Origin of the sequence: Chryseobacterium wanjuense, from assembly GCF_900111495.1 — a bacterium.
In the GTDB taxonomy this organism is placed as follows: Bacteria; Bacteroidota; Bacteroidia; order Flavobacteriales; family Weeksellaceae; genus Chryseobacterium; species Chryseobacterium wanjuense.
In genome coordinates, this window is the sequence record NZ_FOIU01000002.1 from 497800 (window position 1) to 511386 (window position 13587).

Consider the following 13587-nt stretch of genomic DNA (forward strand, 5'->3'; position numbering starts at 1 on the left):
AATTTGCAAACTTTTGAAAATCAATTAAATAACAAACTTACTGCTAATTGACTGATGCTCATGAACCATCTTCATAACGTCCGCAAATAATGGGGCGCAAGATAGCACTTTTATTTTAGATGACAAATTATTTTTCACAGGAATTGAGTCAGTTACAATAACTTCTAGAATTTTTGAGTTCTGAATATTCTCGTAAGCTTTCCCCGAAAGTACTCCGTGAGTAGCCATCGCTCTTACAGATTTTGCTCCTTTTTCCATTAAAATGTCTGCAGCTTTGCAAAGTGTACCTGCTGTATCGATCATGTCATCAATAAGGATAACGTTTTTACCTTCAACATCCCCGATAAGGAACATCTCTTCTACAACGTTTGCTTTTTTTCTTTCTTTATAAGCAATTACTACTTCTGCACCCAGGTGTCCTGCGTAGTTTTTTGCTCTTTTTGCACCTCCCATATCCGGAGAAGCAATGGTAAGGTTTTCTAAGTTCAGGTCTCTGATATAGTCTACAAAGATGGTAGAAGCATACAAATGATCTACCGGAATTTCGAAGAACCCCTGGATCTGGTCTGCGTGAAGATCCATCGTCATAATTCTCGTAGCTCCGGCTGCTGTTAAAAGATTTGCAACCAATTTGGCACCGATCGGCGCTCTTGGCTTGTCTTTTCTGTCTTGTCTTGCAAGCCCGAAATACGGAAGTACCACTGTAATACTTTTAGCAGAAGCTCTTTTCGCAGCATCAATCATGAGAAGAAGTTCTAATAAATTGTCTGCTGGAGGGAATGTAGATCCAATTAAGAAAACTCTTCCTCCTCTTACGGATTCGTCTAAAACAGGCTCAAATTCCCCGTCGCTGAACTCCTGAAAGTTGATTTTCCCTAATTCCTGCCCATAATATTGGGCAATTTTTTCTGCCAAGTCCTTACTCGTCCTTGTACAAAATAGATAACTTAACTGATCGGCCATTTTTACTTTTTAAAGATTTTGCAAATTTAAAAAAAAACCACAAGATTTTCTCCTGTGGCTTCTAAGTTTTTATTTATCTAAATATTAAGGGAATCTCACACCCGAATATTTATTAGGATCTACCTGTGGAAGAGTAGATTTATATTTACCATTAATTGCTTTGATAAACTCATTGGCAACGATTGCGTAGCCTCTTCCTGTTAAATGAACTCCATCTAAAGAGAAAGTACCTCCCGTTACAAATCTTGCGGTATATTTTACACCATCCCAAGAAATTCCGGATTGTCCGTTTAGCTCAACCATTTTTTTGTTGGCATCTACAAATGCCAATCCGTATGTATCTGCCAATCCCTTAATAGAAGCATTATAAGCGTCTACTGCTGTTTTTACTGCTGCAGCTTCTGTTTTGCTTAATACATGCTGGTTTTGTAAAGGATAAGAAATTCCGTAAACATTTACCGGTGCAGGTGCTCCCGGAGCCGTTGTCCCTATGACAGCTCTGGTTGTAAGTAAGATGTAATCATCAGCTGTTGATTGTCTTGCCTGTCCGAAAATCTGTCCGAAAGCAGTCGCCGTCGGAAGCCCCAAAGAAGGAGTCAAAGCAACGGTAAGCTGAGCCGATAAATCTGTAAGAGATGTATCCTTAATCAGAACCGGATTTGAAGCTGTAGAAGAAAGCAAATTAATTCTGTCTCCTGCCCCGAAAGCCGTAAGTGCCTGCTTCAACGGACCGTATAAACTTGTATTAAGTGTTGTAAGGTTTGCTCCTAAAGCAGCTGGTGTCAAAGGATTGTAAGGAACTGTTGTAAAATAAGGAATCGATGTTACGTAAGGAATATTAGCAATCACTCCTTTTGTAGCGCCTCCTGCTTTTAATTTATCTAAACCAGCCTTGATAGAACCCGCAACAACATTCGGATCTGAAATATCATTAGCGCCATATGTTGCAGGATTTGTATTTCCTGCTTGGTTTACACCCATTCCTCCACTTGTTGCATAGCTTAATACATCATTATTTCCAATCCAGTAAGAGAAGAATGTAGGTTGTTTTGCTACTGCATCATCTACTACTGTGGAAGTATTGCTTGAAGAAAATCTTACGTAATACGGATTTGCAGTTCCTAATAAGATTCCGCCAGGATTTCCATATCCCGGAGCTACCAAATGGAATGATTTTGCTCCCGGAACCCCGAAGTTATTTAAAGGTCCCGTAATTTTATTCATTACATCCGTCGTAGGCGTTGCATTAACGTTTACGATATCCGGAGAACCGTTTGTGAATGATTTAATATAAAGTTTTGTTGCCTGAATAACATTTCCTGCCAATATCAAACCTCCGTTGTTATCTGCCATTAAAGGCTGTACGAAGTTTCCTCCGCCTGCAAGCTTCATCTGTCCTGCAATAATATTGGGATAAGATTCATTTTGTCCGTCGATGTACAAAGCATTATCTCTATACCCCGATGTCAATGAATTTCCTATAGAAACATAGTTGGAAAAATTTGCTTCTCCGGCAGTTACAGCAATATCTTTTACATCTGTATCGAAATCATCTTCGCAGCTCGTTGTAAAAAGCAGAGCAGAAATAGCGAATGTAGAAATTATAATTTTTTTCATAGTCTTTCAATTAAAAAGGGTTATAAGATAAACCTAGACCTAAATAAAATGCCGTAGCTTTAGCCTGTCCGTAGAAACCAAGATTGGCATTTTTTACATCTCTTGCCTGAGGCATTGCATATCCACCTGCGATATCAACTCCGAATTGTTTTAATTTAAATCCAACCCCACCTGTCACCACATAGGTATTGAAAGAAGGAGTTTCCGGGATAAAGTTTTCATCAGTATAAGGAGATTCATCATAATAAGCACCAAGACGTCCGTAGATCATATTTGTGAATGCATATTGAGTTCCCAATCTGAATGTTTTAGAGTTTCTGAAGTTTTTAGGTGAAACTGAAACTGTAGGATCTGCCTGATTTCCAACAGGAGCTGTTGCAAAATCCAACGTCAGTTTGCTGTATCTTTCCCATCCATGATAGTTGAAGTCTGCAGAAACCAACCATTTCGGAGTGATTTTGTATGTTAAACCAATCGTATATTCTTCTACTAAAGGTAAAGTAGCCTTAAAGTCGTCTGTTCCGGATGCATCTAACCCTAATAGCGGATAAATAGAAGCTGAAGGGAACTGGAAGGTAGCTTTCCCTTTTTTAGCCTTCATGTCAACAGGAGAACGGTAAGCAATACTCACATCCAATTTCGGATCTGGTCTGAAATAGAACCCGAATCCGTAACCATGTCCGCTTGCTTTGCTATCGAGATTAAGCTCGCCCCCGAATTGGGTAACGGCTCTATCCCAATTTACTTTTCCTCTTGCATAAATATAGCTCGCCCCGAAAGCAAACCAGTCATTAAATTTATAAGAAACCATTGGTTGGAAATAGAAAGCCTTTAGCTCCAATTTTTGAACCATTTCTTTCCCTTCCCAATCATTCGGCCATTCAATAGTACTACCAAAAGGTGTCGAAAAACTGAACCCTACCGATAATTTATCAATTGGTTTATAAGCTATCGCAGCATAGATCGGCGTTCCCATAGGGTTATCCGTTTCAGTACTTTGAAGAGTGTTCAGGTTTTGAAAAGTAATTTTATTGCTTGCTCCAAATCCTCCGGCAGCGATGCTTAGTTTCGAAGGAATGAATGACATACCTGCAGGGTTAAAGAATGCCACACTTGCATCTTCAGCATGCGCACTGGTATGTGCCATTGCCAGTTGTCTTACCCCTTGCAGAGAAACTCTGAAGCCTCCTGCGTAAGATAAGACCCCTGCCAACAATGCAGTTGATACTAATATTTTTTTCATAGACTATTATTATATAACCCAAATATAAAATTATTTTGGTTACGCCTGTTAATAAATCATAAATTTTTAAACATTATCAGCAAAGAAAATTATGTTTAAAATAACACTTTCCCGGAAAAGTGACTTAAACCAATAGCTGAGAGACTTTTAATAAAATTTAAGTTAATAATCTTATTTTTTGTTTAATACTAAACAACGATGTTTCCGAATATTTGATTATTTTCGACCGGATAAAGATAAAAATCATAAATTTGCAAGATTAAATATATAATATATGAGTTGTGGATGTAAAACATCCGGCGATTCTGCACATTCTTGCGGACCCAAGAAGACCGCGAATGGCTGTGAAAATGTAAATACCTGTGGTAATAGTTATAAATTAAGTGTTTTTGACTGGCTTTCTAACATCAACAATCCCGCACCAAACAGGTGTGATTATGTGGAAGTTAGATTTAAAAATGACAGAAAATCGTTTTATAAAAATGTAAATAATATCCCATTACATATAGGTAGTGTAGTAACAGTAGAATCAAGTCCCGGACACGATGTAGGTGTGGTAAGTCTCACCGGAGAACTGGTAAAGATTCAGATGAAAAAGAAGAAATTTTCTGAAGAATCTCCCCTAAAAATATACAGGCTGGCCAACCAGAAAGATCTGGAAGTTTGGCAGGAAGCACGGAAAAAAGAAGATAATGTAAAAATAGAAGCACGAAAAATTGCTCATAAGCTGGGTCTTGAAATGAAGATCACAGATGTTGAGTATCAGGGAGATGCTTCGAAAGTCACCTTCTATTACACCGCAGACAACCGTGTGGATTTCAGACAGTTGATCAAAGACTATGCGGCTGCTTTCAGAACAAAAATCGACATGAAACAGATCGGTTTCAGACAGGAAGCTGCCAAAGTGGGCGGAATAGGATCTTGCGGGCGAGAGCTTTGCTGCTCGACGTGGTTAACGGATTTCAGATCTGTAAATACCAACGTTGCAAGATACCAACAGCTGAGCATCAACCCTCAGAAACTGGCCGGACAGTGCGGGAAACTTAAATGTTGTCTTAATTACGAACTAGACAGCTATCTCGATGCATTGAGCGATTTCCCTTCTTCTTCAACCACGTTGGAAACAGAAAAAGGAAAAGCTTTCTGTATAAAAATCGACGTTTTCAAAAAGAAAATGTGGTTTGCTTACGTAGAAAGTTCTATCGCTTGGTATGACTTTGACATAGATTTGGTTAAAAAATTAATCTCAAAAAACAAACGAGGCGAAAAGACACTTCCTCTCGAAGAATTGAAACAGCCGGATACTTCATTCCAAAGTATTGACCTGATTCAGGAGAATAATGTAGACCGATTCGAGAAGAAAAACAGAGGTCCTAAAAACAAAAATCAGAACAGACCGCATAATAATCAGAACAATCCTAATCAGGCTCAGAAAAAAAGCCGACCTGATAATAATCGTACGGACAGACCCGAAAGACAGGAAAGACCGGCAAATGCAAATTCTAACAACCAGCCAAAACAGCAAAAGCCTCAGCAGCCGAAAGCTCAATTGGAAAAGGTAGAAGCTGCAGCTCCTTCTGATTCTGAGAAAAAGCCAACCCCGAATAAGAAAAAATTCAAAAAGAAATTTCCTCCAAAAAAAGACAACAATGCGTAAAATTTTAGGATTATTCTCACTTATCCTCTTCTTTAGCTGTAATTCTTCTTCGGAAGGAGAAGTTATCATGAATTCCGTTGATAATAAATGGAATAAGAAAAGTGAACAAAAATATAATCTTGAAATTTCGGATCCGCAAAATCCTAAAAATATTATATTTGTTGTAAGAAATAACAATGAATATCCTTACAGTAATCTTAGGTTTATTGTAAATTTCACCGACCTTCAGAGCAAGAAAAAGCAGACAGACACGTTAAATTATGTGCTGGCAAAACCGAATGGAGAATGGCTTGGTACAGGATTTGGTGACACGAAGGAGATTTTATTTCAGTATAAACTGAACTACAAGTTTCCGGCAAAAGGGAAGTATGAAATCGGCCTAAAACAGGCTATGAGAAACGACAACCTTCCGGGAATCGAAGACATTGGAGTAAAAATAGAAACGGCTAAACCGTAACCATAAATGGAAGAAAACAAACAAAACGCAGGAAGTAAGGGCAAGACATTTCCTCTTCCTCCCAAAAAGAAAAATACCGCTTGGAAAAAATGGGTCAAGATCATCTGGGTCGGATTCATTGCTTTAGTTTTAGGAATTTCAGGACTTTTCTTTGCTGTTTCTCAAGGTTTTCTTGGAGAAATGCCCGATGTGAAAGAACTTGAAAATCCGGACATTTATGTTGCCTCTGAAATCTACTCTTCAGACGGTATTTTATTAGGTAAGTTTGAAAAAGAAAAAACGCAGCCTATTATTTATAAAGATCTTCCGCCTTATCTTGTCTATGCTTTACAGGCAAAAGAAGATGAGCGTTTTAAAGAACATTCGGGAATCGATTTGCAATCTGTTGCCAGAGCTGTTGTTTATGGCGGAGGAAGAGGTGGTGGTTCTACCATTACCCAGCAGTTGGCCAAATTACTTTTTACGGGTGGTGCTTCTCAGAATAAAATGCAGAGAGCTTTCCAGAAATTAAAAGAATGGGTAGTTGCCGTAAGTCTTGAGAAAAGATATACAAAAGAAGAGATTGTTACCTTATATTTCAACAAGTTTGACTTTTTATACAATGCAAACGGGATTGAGATGGCATCCAGAGTGTACTTTAATAAAACAACCTCTCAACTCACGTTACCAGAAGCTGCAATGTTTGTGGCCATGCTGGAAAACCCGGTGAAAAACAACCCGATGAGAAACCCTGAAAGAGCAAAAGCAAGAAGGGACGTTGTGTTGGATCAGATGCTGAAAACGGGATATATCGATCAGGCCACTTTTGATAAAGCGATTTCTACTCCTATTACTTTAGATTATCATCCTATTAAAAATATTAATGATGATTATTCTGCTTACTATAAGTTTTATTTAAAGAAAGAAATCGACGCTTATCTTAAAGATTACGAAAAAGAAAACGGAAAAAAATTAAATCTTTACAAAGACGGTTTAAAAATATATGTGACTCTTGATTCTAAAATGCAGAAATACGCTGAAGAAGCGATCAGAGAACACTTAACAGACCTTCAGAAAAGATTTGATGCAGAACAGAGAGGCAGAAAAAACAGACCTTTCTATTACCTGAACGATAAGCAGATTAACAGCTTGATGCTTCAGGCCATGAAAAGAACCGGCCGTTACAAACAGCTGAAAGCAGCAGGAGTTTCTGAAGATTCTATCATGCTGGAATTCAAAAAACCAATTAAAACATCTCGTTTTACTTGGGCTGGAGAAGAAGAAGTTGAAATGTCTCCTTGGGATTCCATCAGATATCATAAGCAAATTGCACAGGCAGGTCTCATGTCAATGGTTCCGGGAACCGGAGAGATCAAAGCATGGGTAGGAGGTATCGATTGGCAGCATTTCCAGTACGACCACATCAAACAAGGAAAGAGACAGGTAGGATCTACATTCAAGCCTTTCGTATATGCTACAGCGATTATGAAATTAGGAATGACACCTTGTTCCGTAGTTTCAAATGCAAGCTTTAATAAAGGAACATATCACGTGCCGGGAAGAGGAGGAATGCTTACGTTGAAAGATGCATTAGCACACTCTCAAAACCCTGTTGCTCTACGTCTTGCTGAAATGACAGGAACACAAAGCGTTATCCAGACAGCAAGAGATTTGGGAGTAACAGAAGAAATTTCCACCAGCTTACCGATGGCTTTAGGTTCTTCAGATATTACAATCTACGAGATGGTAGGAGCTTACAGCACATTTGCCAACTATGGTAACTACAACAAACCGGAAATGATCTGGAGAATTGAAGATGCCAACGGTAGAGTAATTAAGGAAGTAAATGTAGAGCCGAAAGAAGTCATGAACCCGATGTACGCCTACACTATGATCGAATTGATGAAAGGTGTTGCACAATATGGTACCGCTTCCGGAGAGCTTGGAAGAAAAGGAATTTCTAAAGACATTGAAATTGCAGGTAAAACAGGTACGACGCAGAACAACTCAGACGGTTGGTTTATGGGTATCGTTCCGAAACTGGCTACAGGAGCCTGGGTTGGATGGGAAGACAGGGCAACCCACTTCTTTGGAACCGGTGAAGGTCAGGGTGCGAAAATGGCACTTCCTATTTGGGCGATCTTTATGAAAAAAGTTTGGGCAGACAAGACTCTGGGAATTTCACCTGATGATAAATTCGTAAAACCTTCGGAATGGAAAGACGGATGTACCAATCTTAAAGGACTGGGCGCCGGATACGGTGATGACGGAGGATTGCAGACGATCGATGAGATTAAAAATCCGAAACCGGTAGATCCGACTCCAAAAAACAATTCAGGTAAAAAAGAAGAGAACGTCAACGAAAACCTGAATACAGGGGAAGAAATTGATTTTAATAAATAAATTCTCTTTTAGAAATATACAAGACCTTTCAATCATTTGGAAGGTCTTTTCTTTTATAATTAATACCTTTGAAGTATGAATATTGAAAACATCACACAACCTTTTATAAAAATATTTCCCGGAGATTTTTCCGGTAACCCGATGCAGAGAACAACTCCTAAGGTTTTATTTGCTGCGATTGCTCCCGTTGGTTTTGATCAGCCGGAATTAATTGCATTTAATGAAAAACTTTCAGAAGAAATCGGGCTTGGCAAATTTGAAGAAAAAGATCTTGATTTCTTGGTAGGCAACAAGCTTCCAGAAAATATTAAAACCTATTCCACCGCTTATGCCGGTCATCAGTTTGGAAACTGGGCAGGACAATTGGGCGACGGAAGAGCCATTCTTGCAGGAGAAATCACAAACAATAAAGGCGAAAAAACCGAAATCCAATGGAAAGGAGCCGGAGCAACACCCTACTCCAGACATGCGGATGGAAGGGCTGTTTTAAGGTCATCTGTTCGGGAATACCTCATGAGTGAAGCCATGTTTCATCTTGGTGTTCCGACGACCAGAGCTTTAAGTCTGGCTTTTACAGGAGAAAATGTAGTGAGAGATATGATGTACAACGGAAATCCGCAGGATGAAAAAGGTGCGGTGGTCATCAGAACGGCAGAAAGTTTTCTCAGATTCGGACATTTTGAATTGATGTCTGCTCAAAGAGAATACAAAACCTTACAGGAGTTAACTGATTTTACCATTAAAAATTATTATCCGGAAATCACATCGGAAGGGACACAGAAATACAAAGATTTTTTTGAAAGTGTTTGCCAGAGAACCGCCGATCTCATGGTTGAATGGTACAGAGTCGGATTCGTGCATGGTGTGATGAATACCGATAATATGTCGATTCTTGGTTTGACGATCGATTACGGACCTTATTCGATGATGGATGAGTACAATCTGAATTTTACTCCCAATACAACAGACCTTCCCGGAAGAAGATATGCCTTCGGAAAACAGGGGCAGATTTCCCAGTGGAACCTTTGGCAGCTCGCCAATGCACTTCATCCATTGATTCAGGATGAAAAATTTTTGGAAGTTATTTTAAATGATTATGGAAGCTATTTCTGGGAATCTCACGACAAAATGCTTTGCAAAAAATTCGGATTCGACCAGCTGCTGACGAGTGATGAAAAGTTTTTTATCGAATGGCAGAGATTGATGCAGGAACTTCAACTGGATTATACCTTATTTTTTAATGAACTTGAAAAATATGATGATCAAAAAGATTTGAGAGAGCAGTTTGAAAATGTTTCTTATACTTTTTTAAATGATGAAAAATTATCACAGCTCGATAATTTCATTAAAACCTACCATTCAAGATTGGAGAGAAATATTATTTCGAGGGAAAAATCTTTGGAGCTCATGAGAAAAACGAACCCAAAATTTATCTTAAGAAATTATCTTTTGTATCAATGCATCGAAGAAATTAATGAAGGAAAAACAGACATGCTGAACAAATTAACACATGCCTTAGAAAATCCGTACGAAAAAATTTATCCTGACTTTTCAGTAAAAAGACCTTCGAATTATGACGATATTTCGGGATGTTCGATGCTTTCCTGCAGTTCTTAATTTTTTTAAATTAAAAATCAATCATAAAAACTCATCAAAATTGGTGAGTTTTTTATTATATTTTTGCAGAAACTTTTAAACAGGTGTCAAAGTTCAAAACAAAATTTATCTATTTTTTTAAGCTTATTTTCCCGGCAACCGGAATAGAATTGATCGTTTTTCTTTTCTTTTTGGTTTGTTATGGATATTTGGGATCTTATATTGCCATTCATTACAAGATTATTTTTGACAACAGGATACCTTGGGATGCTTATTTCAGTTTTGACAATAAATCGATCGTCATGTCCGGAGGAAGTTTCGAAAGACATCCTTTTTCCTATTATTTTTTCAATTGGATCCGGGAACTTGCTTTACTTTTTTCCGACGGGAAAATGGATGGCAATTTCAGGTTTGCTTTAGCCTGGATGAGTAATATTGCAATAAGTCTGAGTGTTCTTCAGATTTTTAAATACTTAAAAAACATTATTGGGCTTCCGTTAATTCTCAATTTATTATTGATTTTATTTTTCGGATCATTTTCAACGACCCTTTTACTTTCATTCACCCCCGAAAACTTCACTTACACCCTATTTTTATTGGCATTATTTCATCATTATTCGGCCATAAAACTAAAAAAAGAAGAGAAAATACCCGCATTGGCACTGGCTTTTTCCGGAATTGCCATCGGAGGAATAACGATTACCAATATTGCAAAAATTTTCATTCCTGTGGCTTTTGAAAAAGATGTATTTAAAAGCTGGAAAAAATTCGGAAATGCTGTTTTCAGGACAATTTTTACCGTTGTATGTTTCGTTTCGATCTATCTCTACCGAATTGATTTTAAGTATAAAAATATTTTCAATAAAACCAATGAACAGTACGAAAAATTTTCTAACGTAAAATCTACTCCCACCTGGGATATGATTCTTTCTTACTTTTTTGGAGGAAATATTTTATTTTCAAATTTCATCATCCGGGACAAGCACAATATGCAGGGTTTTAATTATAAAGGTCTGGTGATGGATGTTTATTCATCGGTTGTACCTTATATTTTTATTGGAGTTTTACTTGTTCTTATTTTTTGGAGTTATTTTAAAAATTTTAAAAACAAACTGGTTCAGGTCATCATGATTTCATTTTTGGTGGATATTGTTATCCATTGCATCATGAAATTTGGACTGCATACTTCTTACATTTACGGAGGACACTTCGTTTTTGTCTATCCGCTGCTTTTAGGATGGCTGTTTTATTCTTACAGACAATCACCTAAAATATTGAGTTTGCTGACTGCTGTTTTCTGCATTTTATTCGCTTATTTGGTCTCCAATAATTATCTCAGAATGACAGAATTTTTCTGGTTTATGGATAAATATTATTAATTTTTTTCAGGTTTTGGCTAAAGCCAAGCTGATTCTTCAACATTTTGGAACGGACTAAAGTCCGCCTCTTTCGATGAGGTAATTATTTGAAAATATTTAATTTCGGAATTTTTCTGATTTAATTTCATAAAAAAAGCTGAGAATTCAATTCCCAGCTTTTGTTTTTTATCTTAAATAAAATTTTATTTTGCCTCTGCACAGAAAATTCTGTATTGTACAGCAATTGCCGATTTAAAATATTCGCGAACTTTTGCCAAATCAGACGCTGCACTTTGCTTCGTAAAGTAACTTCCAGCAAGAATTTTGTAGTTCGGTCTTAGGGAAGCATCTGTTTCAACCTTCAGATTTGGGAATCTTTTTCTGAAATATGACTTCACTTCATTCGCCTCTTCATTACTTTTTACTGTTGTGATTTGAATTTTGTATCCCAAAATTCTTGGATTTTTTCTACAAATCTCCGCATTCGTCAATTCCCTGTTCGGAACGTAAATTTTGGTCGGTTTTGTAGAAGTATTATCTTCATCATTATCTCTGTAAGACGTACTGCCAGACGTTCTTGAGCATTTCTCCTCAAGGCTTTCCAGGGCACCGTTTACCTTAGAATCCATAGTCATTACGAGTTCTGTTCCAGCCAATGTATCTTTTTTTACAATCTGCTGAGCATCAATATTATAAAACCCAAATAGTGATAATACCGAAATTATTTTGATTAAATTTCTCATTTAAACTTTGTTTCCGCAAATTTATATAAATTAAAAAATTATACCAAACATGGTTATTTAGAATCAATACAAATTATCGGTAAATGACATTTTCCCCTTTGGATATACCGTTAAATTCCTGTTAAAAATATTATTTTTGCCGAATTGATTGAATGTTCAATATTTTACTAACATAAGATAATTTAAATGATTAGTTGGAGAAAGCATTATAGACAAACGTTGATCGCAATAGGCTTATTGTTATCAACCAGTGCTTCAATTTACGGGCAAGACGGCGATCCTAAGAATGGTGAGAAACTTTTCAAAGCGAATTGTACTGCATGTCACGCACTAGACAAACAAGTTGTAGGACCACCTCTGAAGGGTGTTGTAGAACGGGTAAAGACGGAAGGCGGTGTAGACAAAGATTGGCTTCACAAATGGATCAAAAACAACAAAGAACTAAGAGCTTCTGGTGACAAGTACGCCAATGAAATCTTCGAAAAGTTCAATAAGACTGAGATGCAGGTCTTTCCAAATCTTACAGATAAGGATATTGACGATATCTTAGCATACACAACTAATCCTCCGGCTCCGGAACCAGCTCCAGCAGCGGGAACAGCAGCTCCAGCAGGTAACAATGCTCAGGCAGCTCCGGCAAGCTCTACAACAACGAATGTAGTAATCATTTCACTTTTAGCGATTGCAGCGTTATTGGTTTGGATCTTAATTAAACTGAGACAATTAGTAAAATTAGGCCAATCTGAAGACTTAGCAGGTCTTAATGAGACCAGAGTAAAATCTTTCAGTGAAATCTATCAAAAATACCATTATGTAGGTAAAGGATTAATCGCAATCCTTGCTCTTTTAGCGACTTACGGAATTTGGAACTGGATCATGTGGATCGGGGTTTACAAAGGATATAAGCCAGAGCAGCCTATTTATTTCTCTCACAAAATCCACGCTGGAGAACAAAAGATTGACTGTCAGCTTTGTCACTCTAGTGCTAAATACGGTAAGGTTTCTGAAATTCCTTCTATGAACGTTTGTATGAACTGTCACAGAACAATTTCTGAATACAACGCAGCACATTACATGGAGCCAGGAAAAGACAAGGCATTCTATGACGGAGAAATCCAGAAGATCTATGCTGCTACAGGTTGGGATCCTGCAAAACAACAATATACAGGTAAAACTCAGCCAGTAGAATGGACAAGAATCCACAACATGCCGGATTTTGTGTACTTCAACCACTCACAACACGTTGTAGCAGGTGAGCAGGCTATTATTAATTCTTTCAACAAAAAGAATCCTAACAACAAAATTGATGTTGTATGTAAGGCTTGTCACGGAAAAATTGACACAATGAATGTTGTTCAAATGGCTAATGACTTCACAATGGGATGGTGTATCGAGTGTCACAGAACTACTGAAGTTGATATGAACAACGGTTATAATAAAGAATACTTCAAGAATCTACATGACAAGTTGAAAAAACAATACCCTAAAGATGGTGGTAAGATTACTGTAGATGCAATTGGAGGTCTTGAGTGTGGTAAATGTCATTATTAATAACTAAAAATTAGAAGTAT

General features: G+C 37.5%; 10 protein-coding genes. 6 read left to right on the forward strand and 4 right to left on the reverse strand.

Translation table 11 applies throughout. The features are described from left to right. Window positions 1–24: 24 nt before the first annotated feature. The 3 genes from BMX24_RS13995 to BMX24_RS14005 all read right to left on the reverse strand — a co-directional run bounded on the left by BMX24_RS13995 (window position 25) and on the right by BMX24_RS14005 (window position 3823). Complete coding sequence (locus BMX24_RS13995) at window positions 25–963, reverse strand: ribose-phosphate pyrophosphokinase (RefSeq protein ID WP_089793718.1); 939 nt, start codon at window positions 961–963, stop codon at window positions 25–27. A gap of 84 nt (window positions 964–1047) precedes the next feature. Beyond that, a complete protein-coding gene (locus tag BMX24_RS14000) occupies window positions 1048–2580 on the reverse strand; it encodes an SGNH/GDSL hydrolase family protein (protein WP_089793720.1) in 1533 nt (510 codons plus the stop codon). A gap of 10 nt (window positions 2581–2590) precedes the next feature. Next, window positions 2591–3823 carry an OmpP1/FadL family transporter gene (locus BMX24_RS14005; protein WP_089793722.1) on the reverse strand — a complete coding sequence of 411 codons (1233 nt, stop codon included), beginning with the start codon at window positions 3821–3823 and terminating at the stop codon, window positions 2591–2593. A gap of 274 nt (window positions 3824–4097) precedes the next feature. Here BMX24_RS14005 and BMX24_RS14010 point away from each other — a divergent pair, with 274 nt between their 5' ends. From BMX24_RS14010 to BMX24_RS14030, 5 genes are all read left to right on the forward strand, one after another. Continuing rightward, entirely contained in the window at window positions 4098–5480 is a 1383-nt protein-coding gene (locus BMX24_RS14010) for a PSP1 domain-containing protein (RefSeq protein WP_089793724.1), read from the forward strand. Further along, a complete protein-coding gene (locus BMX24_RS14015; protein ID WP_089793725.1) occupies window positions 5473–5937 on the forward strand; it encodes a gliding motility lipoprotein GldH in 465 nt (154 codons plus the stop codon). Before BMX24_RS14010 ends, BMX24_RS14015 begins: the two co-directional genes overlap by 8 nt. A 6-nt stretch (window positions 5938–5943) precedes the next feature. Then, entirely contained in the window at window positions 5944–8319 is a 2376-nt protein-coding gene (locus BMX24_RS14020; RefSeq protein WP_089793727.1) for a penicillin-binding protein 1A, read from the forward strand. A gap of 75 nt (window positions 8320–8394) precedes the next feature. Then, window positions 8395–9936 (forward strand): protein adenylyltransferase SelO, encoded by a 1542-nt coding sequence (locus BMX24_RS14025; RefSeq protein WP_089793729.1) that lies wholly within the window; start codon window positions 8395–8397, stop codon window positions 9934–9936. Between the two features lie 83 nt (window positions 9937–10019). Beyond that, a complete protein-coding gene (locus tag BMX24_RS14030) occupies window positions 10020–11294 on the forward strand; it encodes a DUF6080 domain-containing protein (protein WP_089793732.1) in 1275 nt (424 codons plus the stop codon). Window positions 11295–11476: 182 nt separating this feature from the next. Here BMX24_RS14030 and BMX24_RS14035 read toward each other — a convergent pair whose 3' ends face one another. After that, window positions 11477–12016, reverse strand: a complete 540-nt coding sequence (locus tag BMX24_RS14035) for a sporulation protein (RefSeq protein WP_089793734.1) — start codon at window positions 12014–12016, stop codon at window positions 11477–11479. A gap of 186 nt (window positions 12017–12202) precedes the next feature. Here BMX24_RS14035 and BMX24_RS14040 point away from each other — a divergent pair, with 186 nt between their 5' ends. Next, complete coding sequence (locus BMX24_RS14040) at window positions 12203–13567, forward strand: c-type cytochrome (protein WP_089793735.1); 1365 nt, start codon at window positions 12203–12205, stop codon at window positions 13565–13567. Window positions 13568–13587 lie beyond the last annotated feature (20 nt).